Below are 22,564 nucleotides of genomic sequence, written 5' to 3' on the forward strand. Positions count from 1 at the left end.
TCCGTCTCGCGCGGCCGCCGGGGCGCCGCGCAGGGGGTCGTTCGGGCGGCCACCATTGTCGCGCACCGCGCCGATCGCCGCGGCGGCTCAGGACGAGAGCGCGCCCACCGCTCGGGCGGCCTCCGCGGCGCCGGGGAGGGCCCGGACCACGGCGGCGACGTCGTCGGGCGTGGTGGTCCGCCCCATCGACAGGCGCAGCCCGGTGCGGGCGTCGGCCTCGGACAGGCCCATCGCGAGGAGGACGTCGCTCGCGCCGAGCACGCCGGTGGTGCAGGCGGCGCCGGGCGAGGCGTCGATCCCGGCGGCGTCGAGGGCGAGGAGCAGGGCGTCCGGGTCGGCGCCGGGGATGCGGACGTGCACGACGGCGGGGCTCACCTCCGCGGACTCCGGCCGGTCCGGGTCGGGGCCGGAGACGACGAGACCCGGGATGCGCGACGCGATCCCGGAGACGAGGTCGGCGCGCAGGGCGGACAGCCGGGCGGCGTGCGCCTCGCGGGTGGCGACGGCGTGCTCGACGGCGACGGCGAGCGCCACCGCGCCGGCCACGTCGAGCGTGCCGGAGCGGACCGAGCGCTGCTGCCCTCCCCCGCCGCCGACCGGGGCGAGCTCGAGGTCGCGGCGGGCGATGAGCGCCCCCGTCCCCACGGGCGCGCCGACCTTGGGGCCGGCGATCGTCATCGCGTCGAGGTCGCCGCCGTGGAACCGGACGGGCAGGACGCCGAGCGCCTGGGAGGCGTCGGTGTGGACGGGGACGCCGCGCGGGCGCTCCGTGCTCGTCGCGGAGCGCGCGATGCCGACGAGCTCGGCGAGGGGCTGGACGACGCCGGTCTCGTGGCACACCGCCGTGACGGAGAACAGGGCCGGCGGGCAGGAGAGGACATCGCGGGCGGCGTCGAGGTCGAGCCGGCCGTCGGGGTGGACGGGGAGCTGGTGAGCGACCGTCAGGCCGTCGTCCTCGAGGTAGCGGGCGGTGCGCAGGACGGAGGGGTGCTCGACCGCCGAGTGCGCGACGCAGCGCGGGGTGCGGCCGGCGAGGTGGGCGGCGCGGACGACGCCCGTGATCGCCAGGGTGTCGGCCTCCGTGGCGCCGGAGGTGAGGACGACCTCGGCGGCGTCGGCGACCAGGGCGGCGGCGATCCGCTCGCGCGCCTCCTCCCAGCGGGCCCGGGCGGCGCGCCCCGCGGCGTGACCGCTCGACGGGTTCCCCGGCGCCGCGACCTGCCGGGCCAGCTCCTCGGCGTGCGCCCCGGCGGCCTCGGGCAGGAGGTCGGTCGCGGCGGCGTGGTCGAGGTAGTGGCGCACGGTCCCCAGCGTAGAAGCCCACGGGTGCGGGGAGATTCCCGCAGTCTCGATGAGCAGTGACAGGGTCGCGCGGCGCGCCGCCACCGTCCGCTGGGGTTGGATAGGACGGTGGGTCCCATGCACTCCCCTCCGACCGCGGACCGCGCGCCCGCCCCCCGGCTATACGAGGACGCCGGCGCCTCTCCCGCGCCCTCCCCGGCGAGCCGACCGGACCGCCGCGGGGTCCACCTCGTCGGTGACGGGGTCGACGTCGCGGTGTTCGCCTCGCGCGCCACCCGGGTCGATCTCTGCCTCGTCGACGTCGCCTCCGACGGCGGGCTCAGCGAGCGCCGGTACACGCTGCGCGGCCCCGTCCACGGCGTCTGGCACGGCCACGTCCCGGGCGTCCGCGCCGGTCAGCGCTACGGCTTCCGGGTGCACGGGCCGTGGAGCCCGCCGCGCGGGCAGCGGCACAACCCGGCCAAGCTCCTGCTCGACCCGTACGCGCGCGCCGTCGTCGGCGCGCCGCGGCTCACGCCCGCGCTGTACGCCCACGTCGTCGGCGAGGACCTCGTCCCCGTGGACGGCACCGGCTCGCCCGACCCCCGGGACTCGGTCGCGGACGCGGCCCACGGCGTCGTCGTCGACGACCGGTTCGACGGAGCCGTCCCCGCCCCGCGCACGCCGTGGCGGGACACGGTGATCTACGAGGCCCACGTCCGCGGCCTGACGATGCACCTGCCCGGGGTGCCCGAGCACCTGCGCGGGACCTACGCCGGCCTCGCCCACCCGGCGACGATCGCCCACCTCCGCTCCCTGGGCATCACCGCGATCGAGCTGCTCCCCATCCACGCGAAGATGGACGAGCCCCACCTCACGGCCAAGGGCCTGACGAACTACTGGGGCTACAACACGCTCGGCTACCTCGCGCCCGAACCGTCCTACGCGAGCCCCGCCGCGCGAGCCGCCGGCCCCGCCGCCGTGCTCGCCGAGGTCAAGGGAATGGTCGCGCTCCTGCACGCGGCGGGCATCGAGGTGCTCCTCGACGTCGTCTACAACCACACGTGCGAGGGCGGCGTGGCCGGCCCCACCGTGTCCTGGCGCGGCCTGGGGGCGAGCGACTACTACCTGCACGACGACGCCGACCGCGGCCGCATGCTCGACACCACCGGCTGCGGCAACACCCTCGACATGCGCCGCACCGAGGTCGTCCGCCTCGTGCTCGACTCGCTGCGCTACTGGGTGCGCGAGGTCGGCATCGACGGGTTCCGCTACGACCTCGCGGTCACGCTGGGCCGCAACGCCGACCAGTTCACGCCGTACCACCCGCTGCTCGTGGCGCTCGCGACCGACCCCGTCCTGCGCGAGGTCAAGCACATCGCCGAGCCGTGGGACCTCGGCCCGGACGGCTGGCGCACCGGCCAGTTCGCCGCCCCGGTCGCCGAGTGGAACGACCGGTTCCGCGACTCGGTGCGCTCGTTCTGGCTCGCCGACCCGGGCGCAGCCGCGAAGGGCGGGACCGGCCGGGACCTGCGCGACCTCGCCACCCGCCTGTCCGGCTCCGCCGACATGTTCGGCTACGGCGACGTCCCCGGCGGCCGCGGCCCGCTCGCGTCGATCAGCTACGTCACCGCCCACGACGGCTTCACGCTCGCCGACCTCGTGGCCTACGAGCACAAGGACAACTCGGCCAACCTCGAGGACAACCGCGACGGGACGACCGACAACCTCTCGTGGAACCACGGCGCCGAGGGCCCGGTCCCCGGCGACTCCCCCGCCGCCGACGTGCTGCCGCTGCGCCGCCGCTCGATCCGCAACCTGCTCGGCACCCTCCTTCTCTCGCCGGGCACGCCGATGCTCACGGCCGGCGACGAGATCGGTCGCACCCAGCGCGGCAACAACAACACCTACTGCCAGGACAACGAGCTGTCCTACCTCGACTGGGACCTGGGCCGGTGGCGCGAGGACCTCCTCGCCACCGCCCGGTACCTCCTGCGGCTGCGCCGCGAGCACCCGGTCCTGCGCCCCGAGCGCTTCTACACCGGCCGCGCCACGGACGGCGACCCCGTGCCCGACCTCGCCTGGCTGGGCGCGGACGCCACCGAGATGGGGGCGCACCGGTGGCACGACCCGCGCGCCCGGGTCCTGCAGATGCTGCGCTCGGGCGGCGGGCGGGACGCCGACGTCCTCCTCGTGCTCTCGAGCTCGCTGGACTACGAGTCGGTCCGGCTCCCGGTCGGCCGCGGGGCGGACTACGAGCTCGCGTGGAGCTCGGGCTGGGAGGCCCCCTCGTTCGCCGAGGCCGAGGAGGACTCCGACCCCTGGTCGCTGACGGCCGCCCCCGGCGAGGTCGTCCGCCTCGACCCGCTCTCGATGCGCGTCTACGTCACCCGCCCGGCGTCGGCGCCGTTGCTACGCTGACCTCACGACAGCCTCCGGCGACGACGCCGGTCTCCCCGTCGCGGATGCGGCGGGGCGGGCAGGGCACGACGGGACGAGGACGCATGGACGCGTGGACGTACGAGGGACATGCCGGACAGGTCGCCGCACGGGTGTGGCGGGTCGACCATCCCCGTTACGCGGCGGTGCTCGTGCACGGCTACGGGGAGCACATCGGCCGCTACGAGTGGGTGGCCGCCACGCTCGGCGCGCACGGCGCGGTCGTCTACGGGCTCGACCACGCGGGGCACGGCGAGTCCGAGGGCGAGCGGGTGCTCGTGCGCGACTACGACGACGTGGTCGCCGACCTCCACCAGCTCGTCTCGACCGCGCGCGCCGACCACCCGGACGTCCCGCTCGTGATGATCGGCCACTCGATGGGCGGCCTCATCGCGACCCGGTACGCCCAGCTGCACGCCGAGGAGCTGACCGCGCTCGTCCTGTCCGGCCCCGTCATCGGCAGCTGGGCGGTGGTCGACGAGCTGCTCGCCCAGGACCCGATCCCGCCGACGCCCATCGACCCCGCCACGCTGTCCCGCGACCCGGAGATCGGGCGGATCTACGCCGAGGACCCGCTCGTGTGGCACGGCGACTTCCGCCGCGAGACCCTCGAGGCCCTCAACGAGGCGATGGCGCGGATCTCCGCGCACGGATCGCTCGGCGACCTGCCGCTGCTCTACCTGCACGGCGAGGAGGACCGGCTCGTGCCGATCGGGCCGAGCCGGGAAGGGGTGGCCGAGATCGCCGGCCCCGCCACCGAGAGCGGGACCTACCCGGGCGCGCAGCACGAGATCTTCAACGAGACGAACAAGGAGGAGGTCCTCGCGGACGTCACGGCGTTCGTCGACCGCGTCCTCGAGGCCTGACCGTCGCGGTCCCCGAGGGGGTGCTCGGGGCGTCCTCCCGCCCGCGCCCGGACATCGACCGACGGACGCCCCACGGGCCGGCCGCCGCGCAGCGCCTAGTCTGGGCCGGTGACCGACGCACCTCCCACGACCGACACCACCGACGAGCTCTCGGGCGCCGACTCCGCCACCTTCGCGCGCTCCCAGTCGCGCAGCGACGCCATCGAGGCCGACCTCCGGGAGAACCCGGGGCGCTACCGCATGCTCACCGGCGACCGACCCACCGGCCAGCTGCACATCGGCCACTACTTCGGGTCGCTCGCCAACCGCGTCCGGATCCAGGAGCTCGGCGTCGAGTCGTTCATCCTCGTCGCCGACTACCAGGTGATCTACGACCGCGACGGCGTGGGCGACCTGCGCACCAACGTGCTCGAGATGCTGGCGGACTACCTCGCCGTCGGGCTCGACCCGGCGCGGTCGACGATCTTCTCGCACTCGAGCATCGCGGCCCTCAACCAGCTCATGCTCCCGTTCCTCTCGCTCGTGACCGACGCGGAGCTGCGCCGCAACCCGACCGTCAAGGACGAGCTCGCCGGGTCCACCCGGCCGATGTCCGGGCTCATGCTCACGTTCCCCGTGCACCAGGCCGCGGACATCCTGTTCTGCAAGGCGAACCTCGTGCCCGTGGGCAAGGACCAGCTGCCCCACATCGAGGTCACGCGGCTCATCGCGCGCCGGTTCGACGAGCGCTACGGCCGGGTCGACCCCGAGCGGCCCGTCTTCCCGCAGGCCGACGCCCTGCTCTCCCCCGTCCCCCTGCTGCTCGGCATGGACGGGCAGAAGATGAGCAAGTCCAAGGGCAACACGATCGAGATCGGCATGGACGCCGACACCACCGCGAAGATCATCAAGAAGGCCGTCACCGACGCCGACCGGCACATCACGTTCGACCCCGCCGGCCGGCCGGAGGTGTCCAACCTCGTCCAGCTCGCGGCCCTGTGCCTGGGCCGCGACCCGGTCGACGTGGCCGACGAGCTCGGCGACGCGGGCGGCGGCGGGCTGAAGAAGCTCGTCACCGAGGCCGTCAACGACCACTTCGCCCCGATCCGCGAGCGCCGCGCCACCTACGCGAACGACCCGGCGCAGCTCACCCAGATCCTGCACGACGGCAACGAGCGGGCCACCGCCGTCGCCGAGGCCACGCTCGCCGAGGTGCGCGCGGCCATGCACATGGACTACTGAGCGACCCCACGAACGACGAACGGGGGCCCGGCCGCACGGCCGGGCCCCCGTTCGTCGTCGTGGTGATCAGCCCTGGGCGGAGGCCGCCAGACCGAGCTCGGTCACGCCGTCGAGCAGCTCGTGCTGCGGGACGACCCGGACCGAGTAGCCGAACGCGCCGGCGGTGTCGAGGGTGACGTCGCCGCCGAACGTGTGCCGGCCGTCGATGCTGCCGCGGTGCGCGAGCGGGGTGACGGTGAGGTCGCCGAGCTCGTCGGAGTCGTCGACCCGACCGGACACGACCTGCACGAGGACGTCCTCCGGCGCGAGCTCCCCGAGCGCCACCGTGGCCGAGACCTTGATGGAGTCGCCGACCTTGACGACGTCGGGGACGTCGTGCGCGTCGACCGTGTCGACGCGCACGGCCGGCCACGCGGAGCGGACCTTGCGCTTCCAGCGCGCGAGCTCCTTGGCGCCGCGGTACTCGTCGGCGCCGTCGAGCCGTCGGCCCGCCGCCGCGACCGGCGTGTAGAGCTCCTCGACGTAGTCGCGGAGCATCCGGGTGGCCTGCACCTTCGGGCCGAGCGTGGCGAGCGTGTGGCGGACCTGCTCCATCCAGCGGGCGGGCACACCGTCCTCGTCGCGGTCGTAGAAGCGGGGCACGACCACGTTCTCGAGGAGGTCGTACAGCGCGGCCGCCTCGAGGTTGTCGCGGTGCTCGGTGTCCTCCACGCCGTCGGCGGTGGGGATCGCCCAGCCGTTGACGCCGTCGTACATCTCGTCCCACCAGCCGTCGAGGATCGAGAGGTTGAGCGCGCCGTTGATCGCGCACTTCATGCCCGACGTCCCCGAGGCCTCGAGCGGGCGCAACGGGTTGTTGAGCCACACGTCGCAGCCCGGCATGAGGGTCTGCGCCATCGCGATGTCGTAGTTCGGCAGGAACACGATGCGGTCGCGCACGCCCACCTGGTCGGCGAACGTGACGAACTTCTGGATGAGGCCGACACCGGGCTCGTCGTCGGGGTGCGACTTGCCGGCCACGACGATCTGGACGGGCCGCTCGGGGTCCGTGAGCAGGCGAGTGAGCCGCTCGGGGTCCTTGAGCATGAGCGTGAGCCGCTTGTAGGTCGGGACGCGGCGCGCGAACCCGATCGTCAGCGCATTCGGGTCGAGCGCGTCGGCCGTCCAGCCGAGCTCGGCGGGCGAGGCGCCGCGGTCGAGCCACGCCTTGCGGAGCCGCTCGCGGGCGCTCGTGACGAGCTTGCCGCGCAGCTCGTTGCGGGTCTCCCACAGCTCGAGGTCGGAGAACCCGCCCTCGGCCTCGGTGCGCTCCCAGCCCTCGCCGAAGGTCAGCGAGCGCTCGCCGAGCCGCTTCGTCGCCTTCGCGGCGAACGAGGCATCGACCCAGGTCGGCCCGTGGACGCCGTTGGTCACCGAGGTGATCGGCACCTCGGTGACGTCGAAGCCCGGCCACAGCTGAGCGAACATGCCGCGCGAGACGGAGCCGTGGAGCTTGGCCACGCCGTTGGCGCGGCGCGCGACGCGCAGGCCCATGACGGCCATGTTGAAGACCTCGGGGTTGCCGCCCTCGAAGTCCTCGGCGCCCAGGGCGAGGATGTCGTCGAGCCCGACGCCGGGGATCGAGGCGTCGCCGCCGAAGTAGGTCGAGACGAGCTCGCGGGAGAACCGGTCGATGCCGGCGGGCACGGGCGTGTGCGTGGTGAACACGGTGGCGGCCCGGACGGACTCGAGGGCGGCGCCGAAGTCGAGGCCGCCCGCCTGGACGTGCTCGCGGATGCGCTCGACCGAGAGGAACCCGGCGTGGCCCTCGTTGCAGTGGTAGACCTCGGGCTCCGGCGCACCGGTGAGGCGGGAGTACAGGCGCACGGCCCGCACGCCACCCATGCCGAGGAGCAGCTCCTGCTCGAGGCGGTGCTCGGCCGAGCCGCCGTAGAGGCGGTCCGTCACCTTGCGCTCGCGCTCGTCGTTGTCGGGGACGTTGGAGTCGAGCAGGAGCAGCGGGACGCGGCCGACCTGCGCGACCCACACCTGGGCGCGCAGCGTGCGGCCGCCCGGCAGGGTGAGCTCGACGCGCGACGGGGTGCCGTCGGGCTCGCGCAGGAGGACGAGCGGCAGGTTGTCCGGGTCGAGCAGCGGGTAGGTCTCGTGCTGCCAGCCCTCGCGCGTGAGGGACTGCTTGAAGTAGCCGGCCCCGTACAGGAGCCCGACGCCGACGATCGGCACGCCGAGGTCGGAGGCCGACTTGAGGTGGTCGCCGGCGAGGATGCCGAGGCCACCCGAGTACTGCGGCAGCACGGAGGTGATGCCGTACTCGGCAGAGAAGTAGGCGATCGCGGCGGGCTTGTCCGCCGGGCCCTCGGTCTGGAACCAGCGGGGCTCGCTCATGTAGGTGGCGAGGTCGGCGTCGAGCTCGCGGACGCGGGCGACGACCTCGGGGTCGGCGGCGAGCTCGTCGAGACGCGTGCGCGGGAGCGCGCCGAGGAGGCGGATGGGGTCCTCGTGCACCTCCGACCACACGGTCGGGTCGAACGACTCGAACAGGGCGCGGGTGGGCTCGTGCCAGCACCAGCGCAGGTTCGTGGCGAGCGTGTCGAGAGGCGCGAGCGCCTCGGGGAGGACGGTGCGGACCGTGAAACGGCGGATGGCTCTCACGGGGACGAGCCTATCCGTTCGCTTGTCCCGTTTCTGTCGTGTTGCAGGGCGTCCTCCGAGAGGTCGCACGACGTTCACCCGGGCCGGCCACCGTGGCTGCCGCAGGGCGTCCCGAGCCGCACTCTCGACCAGATTCATCGAGACTGCGGGTGGTGCGCGCATCCCGCGCTCGACCAGGGGCGCCCGTTCGTCGAGCGTGCGGTCGGGGCCCCGACCACGTGAGACCGCCCGGTCTCGACGTCCACGAACCGCAGTCTCGACGTGCACGAACCGCAGTCTCGACGCGCACGAACCGCAATCTCGACGACGACGAACCGCAATCTCGATGCACGGGGGCACCCGCCGGGAGCGTGAGCGGACGCACGCGCGCGAGCGACTCGGTAGGTTGGTTGCGTGAGCCACACGCAGCCTCCCGCGTCCATCTCCGCGCCCGGGTCGACCGGCCCGCTGACCCCCTGGCCCGCCTCCGCCCGTCCGCCCGCGCCCGCAGCCTTCGTGCCGATCGGACGGATCCCCGTGGTCGAGGTCGCCCCGGTCATCGAGGACGGCCGCTGGCCGGCGAAGGCCACGGCCGGGGAGGCGCTGCCGATCTCGGCGACCGTCTTCCGCGAGGGCCACGACCTGCTCGGCGCCACCGCGGTGCTCCTGCGCCCGGACGGCTCGGAGCACTCGCGCGCGCGGATGGTCGACGTCGCGCCGGGTCTCGACCGCCTCGAGGCCTGGCTGACGCCGGACGAGCCGGGCGACTGGTCGTTCCGGGTCGAGGCGTGGTCCGACCCGGTCGGCACGTGGATCCACGACGCGACGGTGAAGATCGAGGCGGGCGTCGACGTCGACCTCATGCTCGCCGAGGGCGCGATCGTGCTCACCCGCGCCGCCGAGGAGGACCGCCCCGCCGCCGACCGGGACGTGCTCCTGCGCGCCGCGGCCACCCTCGCCGACGACTCCCTCACCCCGGGCGAGCGCATGGTGCGCGCGACCTCGGACGAGGTGCAGGCGGTCCTCGAGGCGGCCCCGCTGCGGGACCTCCTCTCGCCGTCGGCCACCTACCCGCTCCAGGTCGACCGCCTCAAGGCCCTCGTCGGCTCCTGGTACGAGATCTTCCCGCGCTCGACGGGCGCCTACCGCGACCCGGCCACCGGGCAGATGGTCTCGGGCACGCTGCGGACGGCGGAGGAGGACCTGCCGCGGATCGCGGACCTGGGGTTCGACGTCGTCTACCTCACCCCGATCCACCCGATCGGCACGACGAACCGCAAGGGCCGCAACAACACCCTGGGCGCGGAGCCCGGCGACCCGGGGTCCCCCTACGGCATCGGCTCCCCCGAGGGCGGGCACGACGCGATCCACCCCGAGCTCGGCACGTTCGCCGACTTCGACCACTTCGTCTCGCGTGCGCGCGGCCTCGGGATGGAGGTCGCGCTCGACGTGGCGCTCCAGGCCTCGCCGGACCACCCGTGGGTCGCCGAGCACCCCGAGTGGTTCACCACGCGCGCCGACGGGTCGATCGCGTACGCCGAGAACCCGCCGAAGAAGTACCAGGACATCTACCCGCTCAACTTCGACAACGACCCCGAGGGCATCTACACCGCCGTCCGGGACGTCCTGCAGACGTGGATCGACCACGGGGTCACCCTGTTCCGGGTCGACAACCCGCACACGAAGCCGCTCGACTTCTGGCACCGGATCCTCACGTACTTCCACGCGCGCCACCCGGAGGTCGTCTTCCTCGCCGAGGCGTTCACGCGCCCGGCGATGATGCGCACCCTCGGCGCCATCGGCTTCCACCAGAGCTACACGTACTTCACGTGGCGCACCACCAAGGAGGAGCTCGAGACCTACCTGGTGGAGGTGGCCCACGAGACCGACACGCACATGCGCCCGGCATTCTGGCCGACCACGCACGACATCCTCACGCCGTACATGCAGCAGGGCGGCGCGGCGGCGTTCGCCGTGCGGGCCGTCCTCGCGGCCACCGGCTCGCCCACGTGGGGCATCTACTCCGGCTACGAGCTCGTGGAGAACGTGCCGCGGCCGGGCGCCGAGGAGCAGGTCGACAACGAGAAGTACGAGCTCAAGGCCCGCGACCACAGCCAGGACGAGGTCCGCGGCATCGCCCCGCTGCTGCGCACCCTCAACCGCGCCCGCCGGGAGCACCCCGCCCTGCAGCGGCTGCGCAACGTGGCGATCCACGAGACCACGAGCGACCAGATCCTCGCGTTCTCGCGGCACCTGCCGGCCGAGCAGTCGCCCACGGGTGAGCAGGACACGGTCATCGTCGTGGCCAACCTCGACCCGTTCACGACCCGCGACGGCCTCGTCCACCTCGACCTCGAGGCCCTCGGCATCGAGGTCGCCCCTGGCACCGGCCCGGACGCCCACGTGCTCACCGTCCGCGACGAGCTCGACGGCGCCGTCTACGAGTGGGGCGCGAGCCCGTACGTGCGCCTCACGCCCTCCGAGCGCACCGCCCACGTGCTGACGGTGCTGCGATGAGCGCGCCCACGATCCCCGACCTGCCCGACGACGCGGTGGGCGCGGGCCGCCCCGGGCTGTCCGACGACCCGGAGTGGTACCGCACCGCCGTCTTCTACGAGGTCTACGTCAAGACGTTCTCCGACAGCACGGCGGACGGCATCGGCGACCTGCGCGGGCTCACCTCGCGGCTCGACTACCTCCAGTGGCTCGGCGTCGACTGCCTGTGGATCCCGCCGTTCTACCCGTCCCCGCAGCGCGACGGCGGGTACGACGTCGCCGACTTCACCGCGGTCGACCCGCAGTACGGCACGCTCGAGGACTTCGACGACCTGATCTCCGAGGCGCACGCCCGCGGGATCCGCATCCTCATCGACGTGGTCGCCAACCACACCTCGGACGCCCACCCGTGGTTCCAGGCCTCGCGCAACAACCCGGACGGGCCGTACGGCGACTACTACGTGTGGTCCGACTCCAACGAGCGGTACCAGGACGCCCGGATCATCTTCGTCGACACCGAGGAGTCGAACTGGACGTTCGACCCGGTGCGCCGCCAGTACTTCTGGCACCGGTTCTTCTCCCACCAGCCGGACCTCAACTACGAGAACCCGGCGGTGCAGGAGGCGATCTTCGACGTCGTGCGGTTCTGGGCGCGCCGGGGTGTGGACGGCTTCAGGCTCGACGCGGTGCCCTACCTCTTCGAGGAGGAGGGGACCAACTGCGAGAACCTCCCGCGCACGCACGAGTTCCTCGCCTCCCTGCGCACGATGATCGACGCCGAGTTCCCCGGCACGCTCATGCTCGCCGAGGCGAACCAGTGGCCCGAGGACGTCGTGGACTACTACGGCACCCCCGAGGCGCCCGAGTGCCACATGTGCTTCCACTTCCCGGTCATGCCGCGGATCTTCTACGCGCTGCGCGACCAGCGGGCCTCGGCGATCCGGGACATCCTCGCGGCCACGCCCGAGCTTCCCCAGGGCGCCCAGTGGGCGACCTTCCTGCGCAACCACGACGAGCTCACGCTCGAGATGGTGAGCACGGAGGAGCGCGCGGCCATGTACGGCTGGTACGCCGAGGACCCGCGCATGCGCGCGAACGTCGGCATCCGACGTCGGCTCGCCCCGCTGCTGGGCCACTCCCGCGCCGAGCTCGAGCTCGCGAACGCCCTGCTCCTGTCCCTGCCCGGCTCCCCCTACCTCTACTACGGGGACGAGATCGGGATGGGCGACAACATCTGGCTCAACGACCGCGACTCCGTCCGCACGCCGATGCAGTGGACGCCCGACCGCAACGCCGGGTTCTCGACCGCGCCGGACCCCGGGCGGCTCTACCTGCCCGTCGTCCAGTCGCTCGTCAGCACGTACACGGCCGTCAACGTCGAGTCCCAGCTCGCCCAGCCCACCTCGCTCCTGCACTGGGTGCGGGGCATGCTCGACGTGCGCCGGCGCTTCCCCGTGTTCGGCGACGGCGACTTCGTCCCCCGCGACGTGGACAACGAGGCCGTCCTTGCGTTCACCCGCTCGAGCCTCGACAGCACGGTCCTGTGCGTCTCCAACCTCGCCAACACACCGCGCACCGCTCAGGTCGAGATCCCCGAGCACGCGGGCTGGGAGGCGACCGACGTGTTCGGCGGCGCCCGGTTCCCGGCGGTCGGCGCCGACGGGACGCTCGAGCTCACGCTCGGCTCGCGGGACTTCTTCTGGCTCGAGTTCACCCGGCCCGGCACCTCGCCGGCCGCGCCGCTCGAGGGCCGGACCGACGAGCCGCACCCCGACTTCCAGGGGCCGCCGAGCGTGGCCACCGGCCCCTCCTACCCCGGGTCGTCGCCGCGCACCGCGCCGAGCACGCCGCCGATGCCGACGCGCCGGCCGACCACCGGCATGTTCCCGGGACTCGACGCCGGGATCACCGCCGGGCCCACCCCACCGCTGCCCGACGACCGCGCCGAGCTGTCCCCGGTCGAGGAGGCGGTCGCCGCCCGCGACGCGGCCGAGCGCGGCGAGGAGAGCACCTCCGGGCACGAGGCGAGCGGCGCCGGCACCGAGGAACCGACGGACACGAAGGAGCACTGATGCCGACCGTCACCCCCGGGTTCGAGACGTTCCTCCCCCCGTGGATCGCCCGCCAGCGGTGGTACCGCGGCGGGGCGGACCCGGTGCTGTCGAAGGTGGGCTCCGCCCGCCTGGAGGACCCGGACGGCGAGGTCGGCATCGAGTGGTGGATGCTCCGCGACGACGCCGGGCCCGAGCGCGTCGTCTACCTCGTCCCCCTCACCTACCGGGGCGAGCCGCTGGCCGACGACGCCGGGCTCGTGGCCCGGACCACCCACTCCGAGCTCGGCGAGCGGTGGATCTACGACGCACCCCAGGACCCGCTGTTCGGCCGGCTCGTGCTGGGCGCGATCGCGGGTGACGTCGACGCCCCGGGCCTGGACGCCGAGCCCGCGGACACGGCGACCCTGCCGGCCGGCGACGGCCGGCTGCTGACCGGCGAGCAGTCGAACTCCTCGATCGTCGTCGGCCCGGCCGCCGGTCAGGACGCGGCCCCGGTCATCGTCAAGGTCTTCCGCGTCCTCGACGCCGGGGCCAACCCCGACGCCGAGCTCACCGCCGCCGTGTCCGGCGCGGGATCGACCGCGGTGCCGCGGGTGGTCGGCGCGCTCGCCGGGACGTGGCGGACCGGGGACGAGGACGGAGGCCAGGACGCGGCCGGCCGGGACGCCTCCGGGCACGTCGCCGTCGCCACCGAGTTCCTCGCGGGCGCGGACGACGCGTGGGAGGTCGCCGTCGAGTCGGCCCGCACCGGGACCGACTTCCGCGCGCGGGCACGTGCGCTCGGCGCCGTCGTCGGAGAGATCCACCGGCACCTGTTCACCCTCGGCACCGCCGTCCCCGGCTCGGGGGCGCGCAACTCGCTCACCGCCGAGGTCGAGGAGCGCCTGGCGCGCGCGAGCGCGAGCGCCCCCGAGGTGGGCGGGCTCGCCGAGAAGGTGCGCTCCGCGGTCGCCGGCGGCGTCGAGGCCGACTGGCCGGTGCTCCAGCGCATCCACGGCGACCTCCACCTCGGCCAGGTCCTCGACGTGCCCGGCCGCGGCTGGGTGGTGCTCGACTTCGAGGGCGAGCCGCTGCGGTCGCTGGCGGACCGCCGCCTGCCGGACACCCCGGAGCGCGACGTCGCCGGGATGCTGCGTTCGTTCGACTACGCCGCGGGGACCGCCCGCGCGGCCGGCGCCGAACCGGCCGCCACGCGCGCGTGGGCCGCCGGCGCGCGTCGCTCGTTCGTCGCGGGCTGGGAGTCCGTGGCGGGCCGCTCCGTCCGCGGCCCGCTGCTCGACGCCTCCGAGGTCGCCAAGGCGCTCTACGAGATCGACTACGAGGCCCGCTACCGCCCCGACTGGCTCGACGTCCCGCTCGACGGCCTGCGCACTCTCCTGTCCGTTCGAAGCGCCCCGGGCGACGCGGTGGGGAACAATGACGGCATGAGCGCCGAACCCGCCGCCGTCCACGCAGACGTCCTCGCCGCAGTCGCGGAAGGGACGTACCACGACCCGCACTCGGTGCTCGGCGCCCACCCCGGTGCCGAGGGCGTGACGATCCGCGCCCTCGCGCACCTCGCCGACGCCGTCACGATCGTCACCGCCGAGGGACGGGTCCCCGCGGAGCACGAGCACGGCGGCATCTGGTCCGCGCTCCTGCCCGGCACCGCCGTGCCCGACTACCGGCTCGAGGTCACGCACGCCGGCGAGCGGACCGTCGTCGACGACCCCTACCGGTTCCTGCCCACGATCGGTGAGGTCGACCTCCACCTCATCGCGGAGGGCCGGCACGAGACCCTGTGGACGGCGCTCGGCGCACACGTGCGCCGCTTCCCCTCCGTCCTCGGCGAGGTCACCGGCGTCTCGTTCACCGTCTGGGCCCCCAACGCGCAGGCCGTCCGCGTGGTCGGCGACCACAACGGCTGGGAGGGCCGCCGCCACGCGATGCGCTCGCTCGGTGGCTCGGGCGTGTGGGAGCTGTTCGTCCCCGGCGTCGCGGCCGGGCAGCGGTACAAGTTCCAGATCCGCACGCCCGAGGGTCACTGGGTCGACAAGGCCGACCCGATGGCCCGCCGCGCCGAGGTCCCGCCCGCCACGGCGTCCGTCGTCACGGAGACGGAGTACACCTGGCGCGACGACGAGTGGATGGCCGCGCGCTCCGCCTCCGACCCGCACGCCGGACCGATCTCGGTCTACGAGGTCCACCTCGCCTCGTGGCGGCCCGGGCTCAGCTACGTCGAGCTCGCGGACGAGCTCGTCAAGCACGTCACCTACCTCGGCTTCACGCACGTCGAGCTCATGCCCGTGGCCGAGCACCCGTTCGGTGGGTCGTGGGGCTACCAGGTCACCGGCTACTACGCCCCGACCTCCCGCATGGGCACGCCGGACGAGCTCCGGTTCCTCATCGACACCCTCCACCGTGCGGGCATCGGCGTCATCGTCGACTGGGTCCCGGCGCACTTCCCCAAGGACTCCTTCGCGCTCGCCCGCTTCGACGGGACCGCCCTGTACGAGGACCCGGACCCGCTGCGCGGCGAGCAGCCGGACTGGGGCACGTACGTCTTCAACTACGGGCGCCGCGAGGTGCGCAACTTCCTCGTCGCCAACGCCACGTACTGGCTCGAGGAGTTCCACGTCGACGGCCTGCGCGTCGACGCCGTCGCCTCGATGCTCTATCTCGACTACTCCCGCGAGCCCGGCCGCTGGCGGCCCAACGAGCGCGGCGGGCGCGAGAACCTCGAGGCGATCAGCTTCCTCCAGGAGACCAACGCGACCGCGTACCGCCGCTCGCCCGGCGTGATGATGATCGCCGAGGAGTCCACCGCGTGGCCCGGCATCACCGCGATGACCTCGGCCGGCGGCATCGGGTTCGGCCTCAAGTGGAACATGGGGTGGATGAACGACACCCTCCGCTACCTCGCGGAGGAGCCGATCAACCGCCGCTACCACCACGGCGAGCTGACGTTCTCCATGGTCTACGCCTACTCGGAGCAGTTCATCCTGCCGATCAGCCACGACGAGGTCGTGCACGGCAAGGGGTCCCTGCTCGCGAAGATGCCCGGCGACTACTGGCAGCAGCGGGCCGGCGTGCGCGCCCTGCTCGGCTACCAGTGGTCCCACCCGGGCAAGCAGCTGCTCTTCATGGGGCAGGAGTTCGCCCAGGGCGCCGAGTGGAACGAGGGAACCGGGCTCGACTGGGCGCAGGCCCAGCAGCCGGAGCACGACGCGATCGTCCAGCTCGTCCACGAGCTCAACCGCGTCTACCGCGAGCGGCCCGCCATGTGGTCGCAGGACTTCCGGCCCGAGGGCTTCGAGTGGATCGAGGCCGGGGACGGCGACCACAACGTGCTCACCTACCTGCGCCGCTCGGCCGACGGCACGGACCACGTGATGGTGGTCGTCAACTTCGCCGGCACCGCCCACGAGGACTACCGCGTGGGCGTGCCGGACAACGTGCCGGGCAGCTCCGCGTGGCGCGAGATCCTCACCACCGACGACGAACGGTTCGGCGGCTCCGGGATCCTCAACACCGGCGACCAGGTCGCCACCGACACCCCGTGGAGCGGCCGGTCCCGGTCGATCACCCTGCGGGTGCCGGCGCTGTCGGCCATCTGGCTGGAGCCGGTCGGCGGGGAGGCGACGCCTCAGGGCTGAGCGGCAGGTGCGGCGTCACCTCGAACCTGAGGTGAGGCGAGCTCCTTGACGAGCAGCCGGTCGACCTCGACCTCGTGGCGGACCTCGCCCGACGGCGTGGTCCAGGAGTACCTCGAGACGTCCTTGACGCCGGCGCGTCGGTACCCCAGGCGCTCGTAGATCCGCTCGGCTCCGGGATTGTCGACCGACACACCAACCGCGACGGTCACTGCGCCGGCGTCGACGACGAGCACCTCGGCACGGTGGATGATCGCGGTTCCGACGCCGCGGCCGCGAGCCCCCTCACGCACCTGGAGGTGGCAGATCTCCACCGCGGACGGGAACGCTGCCGCGGCGTTCTCCCCGACCGGCCCGGTCCACCGCACCAATCCCGAGCCGAGCGGTTCCTCGCCGTCCCACGCGACGAGGTAGCTGGCATCGCCGGACGCCGCCCGCGCGACGTGCGCCTCGTGCACGCCGGAGGTCGGCCACACGCGGACCAGGACCTCAAGGTCCGCATCCGTGCACGGCCGGACGACGACCGCCGACGCAGCAGCGGGCATCAGTACAGCGCGCTGGCGAGCAGGCGACGCGCCTTCGCGACCTCGGGATCAGCCGTCCCCTGGACGTCGAACAGCTCGAGCAACCGCTTCCGCACGGTCTCGCGCTCGTCCCCCGCGGTCCGGCGCACCACGCCGACCAGCCGGCCGAACGCGGCGGTCGCATCGCCGGAGACGATCTCGACGTCGGCCGCGACGAGCTGCGCGTCCACCCCGGCTCCCTCCGCGTTCCCGGCCGCGACCGCCTCCTGCGGGTCCTCGACCTCCGCGAGCCGGCGGGCCAACGAGACCTGGGCGAGCGCCGAGATCGCCTCGGCGTCCTTCGGGTTCTGCGCGAGCGCCTTGCGATAGGCCTCGGCGGCGGCGTCGAGGTCGCCCCGCTCGATCGCGGCCACGCCCTCGGCGTGCAGCGGCGGCAGCGGCTCGGGCTCCGGCTCGGCGGGCGCCTCGTCCCCCTCGCCCACCGGCAGGCGGCCGGTCAGCCCGTTCTGCTCGGCGACGGTGAGGATCTCGGACATGACGGGCCGCAGCTGGTCCGCCGGCGGGTTGCCGGTGAACAGGGGCATCGGGCGCCCGCCCATGAGGGCGACGACGGACGGCACCTGGCTGACCTGCAGCGCCTGCGCGATGCGCGGCTGCGCGTCGCCGTCCACCACGGCGAGCTGGACCCGGCCGCCCTGCTCGCGCACGAGCGTCTCGAGCGTGGCGCGCAGGTCGTCCGACCCTTGGGCGCGCGCGGAGAGGATCGCGACGAGCACCGGCAGCTCCTGGGAGCGCTGGACGACCTCGCCGAGGAGCTCCTCGGTCAGGTCGACGACGAGCCCGTTCGGGTCCGTGGCGGGCGCGGCACCACCCCCGGCCGGGGCGGCGGGCGCAGCAAGGGCGGACAGGTCGACGGCACCGTAGAGCGAGGGCTGAGACATGCGGCCATTGTCCCCCGATCCGGCCGCCTCGCGCAGCAGTCTTGGCCCACAGCGGAGCACGACGACGACCGGCGCCCACATCAGGGCCGGCGATCAGCCGGACGCACCCGCCCCTGCCGTCAGGAGCCGCGCGCCCGGCGGATGCGGGATCAGCCCTCGGAGGCGGACTCCGAGCCGGACTCCGTCGGCGACTCCGACGGCGACTCGACCACGGACTGGCCGGACGCGACCGCCTCGGTGAGCACCGACGTCGCGCCGAGGACCTCGATCGTCTGGTCCTCCGCCTCGGCGGACGGGACGTGGAAGGCGACCGACACCTGGGCGATCGCGCTCACCTCGTCCTCGACCACGCCGTCGTTGCCGAGCAGGTCGCCGAACACGCCGCCGACGGTGAGCGTGCCCTCGGGCTCCGTCTTCGTCACCGTGGTGGTGGTGCGGATGACGCCGACGACGATCGCGCCGCCCTCGACGGTCTGCAGCGAGAGCGGGCCGTCGACGACGGGCTCCGCCGACACGGTGGCGTTCCCCGCGGCGGAGACCGCCTCGTTGAGGCCGGCGGTCTCGGCGAACACGTCCGAGCGGAACTCGTCGGGCGCGAACGTGTCGGCCTGAGAGCCCTCGGGGTCCGAGATCAGCTGGGCGTACGCGTCGACGACCTCGGCTGGGCTCAGCGCCAGCGAGTCGTCGTCGGGGGTGAGCGCGTCGGCGCCGACGTCCGGGGAGAGCGTCTCCGGGACCGTCGCGCCGGGGAAGAGCTCGACCCACGACCACAGGCGGTAGTTGTCCCGCACGTCGGAGGTGGCGAGCGTGAGCAGCAGGGGCAGGTTCGAGCCGTCGGGGATCTGGCTCACGGCCATCGCCACGCGCGGGTACTCCTGGCTGCCGCCGACGATGTCGACCTGGGTGTCGAGCGAGAGCGGGTCGGGCTGGACCGTGCCGCCCGTCGCCTCGGCGATCCGGTACTCGGCCGAGCGCAGGCGCAGGGCCGGACCCATCACGCGCTCGCGCAGGAGCTCGGGGTCCTGCGCCTCGTCGGCCTCCTCGACCGAGGTCGAGATGCCGTCGAGGACGACCTGCATCGTCTCCTGGTCGAGCGCGGGGCCGGCCGAGTCGGACGGGCTCTCCGACGACGCGTCCGGGGTCGGCAGCTCCTCCTCCCCCTCGGTGCAGCCGGCGATCAGGCCGGCCGAGAGCAGGACGGCAAGGGTGGTCGTGGTGCGGCGGTTCATCGCGTCACCTCCGGTTCTCGGTGGCGTCCTTGGGGCCGAAGCCCCACAGGTCGCGCCATTCGTCGTCCGTCGACCGGCCGTGGCCGGGCGTCGGGGTGGTCGTGTCGTCGCCGTCGGCCGCCCGGTCGGTGCCGGGCGCGGCGGGGTCGTCGGTCGTGGTCTGCTCGGTCGTCCCGACGCCGGTGGGGGTGGAGGCGTCGGTCGCAGTCGATGACTCGTCCCCGCCGAGGGCGGGAGCGTCGGCCGCGCCGGCCGGGCCGCCGAGCCGTGCCCGACGGTCCAGCGCGCGCCGCTCGCGGCGGGACAGGGGCCGACCGGCGGCGCGGGCGGCCTCGGCGTCGGCGAGCGCCTGGTCCTCGACCGGGGCGGTCGGGGTCTCCTCGGCCTGCGCGGCGTCGTCGCCCGGTGCCACGCGGAGCTCGTCCGCGCGGGGCGAGTACGGGAGGATCCCGGCGCCGCGGGCCGACCCGGCCGAGCGCAGCTCGTCGCGGACGGGCGTGTCGACGCCGGTCCTCAGGTCCTCGCGGGTCTCGCGTCGCGCCTCGGCGAGCACGCGACGCTCGTGACGGCGCAAGGACTCGCCCTCGCGCTCGCGGCGCGCGAGGTCCGCCATGTCCGCGCTCAGCGCGGCGTCGACGGCCTCGGGCGAGACGTCGACCGGGTCGGCGACGGGGATGTCCTCGGTCTCGTCGTCCTTCGGGGCGAAGGGCGACGACGACGAACGGCCGCCGGCGGACCTGCTCGCTCCGGCGAGGGCCGCACCGGCCCCGGCCGCAGCGCTACCGGCGACGGCTGCCGCGGCACCGCGGCCGCCCGACGCGGTGGTGCCCGCCTCGCGAGCACCCTCCGCGCGGTCACGGGATCGGTCGCCGGATCGGTCGTCGGACCCGGCTGCCTCGGACCGGTCCTCTGCCGCGCCGCGCTCGTCGTCGTCGGTCCCGTCCGCCTCGGCCCCGTGGCTGGTGTCGACGGAGGGGGCGTAGGGGTCCGTCGTCGGGTGCCCCGCGGCCGGCGCCGCGGCGTAGGCGCCGGACTCCGCGCGCGTGGCCGCCACGTCGTCGTCGACGGCCGGCTCGGGCGAGACCGGGACGGCAACGCCCTCGCCGTCACCCGCGACGCCCACGTCCCGACGCCGGGACGGCCACAGCAGCAGGGCGAGCGCGGTGAGCAGGAGCACGCCGCCGACGATCAGGCCGGGCACGAGGTAGGGGGTGGACACCTCGCGGGGCCAGGACAGGGTGATCGACGGGGCGTCGGCCTCGCCGTCGACCACGGCGAACAGGGTGTGCCGGCCCGGCTCGGCGGTCCACTCGATCTCCACCTCGCCGGTGGCCGTCTCCGCGTCCCGGAACATGTCGGAGCCGCCGGGGTGCGGGACCGGGGACTCGGTGCCCGCGGTGCTCGAGTCGAGCTCGGTGCGCGAGAGCAGGCCGCTGACGGACGTGCGCTCGCCGTCCCCCACCCACTCCGTCACCCGGTCGGTGGGCGTGATCGTGTACCAGATCTCCTCGCCCGGGTCGGCGGTCAACGTGATCGTCACCTGGTCGGCGCCCATCTCGAGGACGCCCGGGTCCGTGGTGAGGATCGGCGTGCCCGGCCGCTCGGGGAGCGTCGCCGTGAGGTGGTCCTCGTCCTTCCAGGTGGTGGCGGACATGACCGCCAGGACGATCGCGGTCACGCCGAGGACGGCGAGAAGGGCCGCGAGGATGCGTCGGATCACGGGGCGGGCGTCCTTCCGGTCGGCGGCCGCCGGCGGCGACACGGGTCGACTGGACAGGATACGGCGTGATAGCCGCGCGCGGAGGGTGTGACGGCCCACGCCCGGGCGCGGCCGCCCGGCGGCGACGTACCCTGGTCGCCGATACCTGCCCGTGACGTGCCCGCAGCACGACCCGGGCGCTCCCCGACCGTGAGGACCGTCATGGACGAGCAGGCCAGCTTCCCCGTCGTCATGCGGGGCTACGACCGCGCCCAGGTCGACCACCGCATCAACGACCTCACGAGCCGGCTCGGTGCCGCGCGCGAGCACGTCGAGAGCCTCGACGCCCGCGTCCTGCGCCTGACCACGGAGCTCGAGGACGTCCGCGGCCAGCTGGCTGAGTCGGGGACGCCGACCTACGCCGGGCTCGGCTCGCGCACCGCCCACCTGCTCTCGGCGGCCGAGCAGCAGGCCAACGAGGTCGTCGAGCAGGCGGAGAAGGACGCGCGTCGCACGACGGAACGCGCGCAGTCGATGGCCGACCGGCTCGGCGAGCGCTCCGAGCGCGAGGCGGCGGCTGTCCTCGGCGACGCCCGGCGCGCGGCCGACCTGCTCACCTCCCGCTCCGAGTCCGAGGCCGCGGCCCGCGTGCAGGACGCCGAGGTCCGGGCGGAGGAGCTGCTGACCGCGGCGGAGCGCCGGGTGGCGTCGATCCGCCGCGAGATCGAGGCCGAGGAGATCACGCGGCGCGCCGACCTCGAGCGCGAGCTCGGGCTCGCCCGCACCGCTGCCGCCGAGGAGCTGGCGTCCGCCCGGGCGAGTGCCGAGCGCGACCTCGCCGCCGCGCACGAGGCGGCGACCATCGCGCGGGTCCAGGCCGTCGAGCAGGCCGAGCAGCGGGCTGACGAGGCCGAGCGTCGGGCCGCCCAGGCGCTCACGCTCGCCGAGGAGGTGACCCGGGAGGCCGACGAGGAGGCCCGGTTCCGCGTCTCCGAGGCCACCGAGGAGGCCGAGCGCCTGCTCGCCGAGGCCCGCGAGGAGGCCGAGCGCACCCGCGGCGACGCCGCCGAGGAGGCCGACCGGTCGCGCATCGGCGCCGGGGTCGAGGTCGCCCGCCTCGAGCAGCGCCACACCCTGCTCACCGAGTACCTCGAGCAGATCCGACGCGCGCTCCACGAGGTCGTCGAGGTCGGCGCCACGGACGGCACGTCCGCGGCCGCCCGGGCCGACGACGCCCTCGCGGCGGCCGCCGCCCCCGGCCCGACGACGGACCGCACCGCCGACGCCGATGCCCTGGGATCCACATCCGAAGGCACCGACGACGTGTCCGACGACGACCGGCCCGCCGACCACCACGCGACGGTCGAGCACCCGACGACCGAGGAGCCCGCGGACGAGGACGCCGATGAGAATGCCTCGGGAGCCGAGCACGACGCCGCTGGGGCCGAGACCGACGCCGAGGACGCGGCGTCACCGGCCGAGGACCGCACCTCCTCGGCGAACGACACCGCCGACACCCCCGCCGACGACGAGCAGCGCGCCTGACGCCTC

At 74.2% G+C, this 22,564-nt stretch carries 13 protein-coding genes; 7 read left to right on the top strand and 6 right to left on the bottom strand.

The window, feature by feature from the left end:
- Positions 1 to 87 precede the first annotated feature (87 nt).
- Positions 88 to 1,302 carry a cysteine desulfurase family protein gene (locus ACPYO6_RS08930; RefSeq protein ID WP_425714507.1) on the bottom strand — a complete coding sequence of 405 codons (1,215 nt, stop codon included), beginning with the start codon at positions 1,300 to 1,302 and terminating at the stop codon, positions 88 to 90.
- A gap of 117 nt (positions 1,303 to 1,419) precedes the next feature.
- On the opposite strand from ACPYO6_RS08930, the gene glgX reads away from it, so the two are divergent.
- From glgX to trpS, 3 genes are all read left to right on the top strand, one after another.
- Positions 1,420 to 3,702, top strand: coding sequence for a glycogen debranching protein GlgX (glgX, locus tag ACPYO6_RS08935; protein ID WP_425714508.1), 2,283 nt, complete (start codon positions 1,420 to 1,422; stop codon positions 3,700 to 3,702).
- A gap of 83 nt (positions 3,703 to 3,785) precedes the next feature.
- A complete protein-coding gene (locus tag ACPYO6_RS08940) occupies positions 3,786 to 4,586 on the top strand; it encodes a lysophospholipase (protein ID WP_425714509.1) in 801 nt (266 codons plus the stop codon).
- A gap of 108 nt (positions 4,587 to 4,694) precedes the next feature.
- Positions 4,695 to 5,807, top strand: coding sequence for a tryptophan--tRNA ligase (trpS, locus tag ACPYO6_RS08945; RefSeq protein ID WP_425714510.1), 1,113 nt, complete (start codon positions 4,695 to 4,697; stop codon positions 5,805 to 5,807).
- A gap of 66 nt (positions 5,808 to 5,873) precedes the next feature.
- On the opposite strand, the gene glgP is transcribed toward trpS, so the two are convergent.
- Positions 5,874 to 8,459, bottom strand: coding sequence for an alpha-glucan family phosphorylase (gene glgP, locus ACPYO6_RS08950; protein WP_425714511.1), 2,586 nt, complete (start codon positions 8,457 to 8,459; stop codon positions 5,874 to 5,876).
- Between the two features lie 393 nt (positions 8,460 to 8,852).
- On the opposite strand from glgP, the gene ACPYO6_RS08955 reads away from it, so the two are divergent.
- From ACPYO6_RS08955 to glgB, 3 genes are read left to right on the top strand one after another with little or no spacing between them, the layout of a single operon-like run.
- Entirely contained in the window at positions 8,853 to 10,955 is a 2,103-nt protein-coding gene (locus tag ACPYO6_RS08955; RefSeq protein WP_425714512.1) for a maltotransferase domain-containing protein, read from the top strand.
- Positions 10,952 to 13,006, top strand: coding sequence for a maltose alpha-D-glucosyltransferase (gene treS / locus ACPYO6_RS08960; RefSeq protein WP_425714513.1), 2,055 nt, complete (start codon positions 10,952 to 10,954; stop codon positions 13,004 to 13,006). Before ACPYO6_RS08955 ends, treS begins: the two co-directional genes overlap by 4 nt.
- Positions 13,006 to 16,623 carry a 1,4-alpha-glucan branching protein GlgB gene (glgB, locus tag ACPYO6_RS08965; RefSeq protein WP_425714514.1) on the top strand — a complete coding sequence of 1,206 codons (3,618 nt, stop codon included), beginning with the start codon at positions 13,006 to 13,008 and terminating at the stop codon, positions 16,621 to 16,623. The genes treS and glgB overlap by 1 nt, the downstream gene beginning before the upstream one ends.
- On the opposite strand, the gene ACPYO6_RS08970 is transcribed toward glgB, so the two are convergent.
- The 4 genes from ACPYO6_RS08970 to ACPYO6_RS08985 form a co-directional block, all read right to left on the bottom strand.
- Positions 16,614 to 17,165: a GNAT family N-acetyltransferase gene (locus tag ACPYO6_RS08970; protein ID WP_425714515.1), complete on the bottom strand. Its 552-nt coding sequence runs from the start codon at positions 17,163 to 17,165 to the stop codon at positions 16,614 to 16,616. The two genes, glgB and ACPYO6_RS08970, sit on opposite strands and share 10 nt — an antisense overlap.
- Entirely contained in the window at positions 17,165 to 18,085 is a 921-nt protein-coding gene (locus ACPYO6_RS08975; protein WP_425714516.1) for a tetratricopeptide repeat protein, read from the bottom strand. Before ACPYO6_RS08975 ends, ACPYO6_RS08970 begins: the two co-directional genes overlap by 1 nt.
- A gap of 149 nt (positions 18,086 to 18,234) precedes the next feature.
- Positions 18,235 to 19,314: a hypothetical protein gene (locus ACPYO6_RS08980; RefSeq protein ID WP_425714517.1), complete on the bottom strand. Its 1,080-nt coding sequence runs from the start codon at positions 19,312 to 19,314 to the stop codon at positions 18,235 to 18,237.
- A 4-nt stretch (positions 19,315 to 19,318) separates the two neighbouring features.
- Positions 19,319 to 21,034 carry a hypothetical protein gene (locus tag ACPYO6_RS08985; RefSeq protein WP_425714518.1) on the bottom strand — a complete coding sequence of 572 codons (1,716 nt, stop codon included), beginning with the start codon at positions 21,032 to 21,034 and terminating at the stop codon, positions 19,319 to 19,321.
- Positions 21,035 to 21,235: 201 nt separating this feature from the next.
- Here ACPYO6_RS08985 and ACPYO6_RS08990 point away from each other — a divergent pair, with 201 nt between their 5' ends.
- On the top strand, positions 21,236 to 22,558 hold the full coding sequence (locus ACPYO6_RS08990) for a hypothetical protein (protein WP_425714519.1): 1,323 nt from the start codon (positions 21,236 to 21,238) through the stop codon (positions 22,556 to 22,558).
- The last annotated feature ends 6 nt before the right edge of the window (positions 22,559 to 22,564 follow it).

Origin of the sequence: Georgenia sp. Z1344 (genome assembly GCF_049856295.1) — a bacterium.
Lineage (GTDB): Bacteria > Actinomycetota > Actinomycetes > Actinomycetales > Actinomycetaceae > JB111.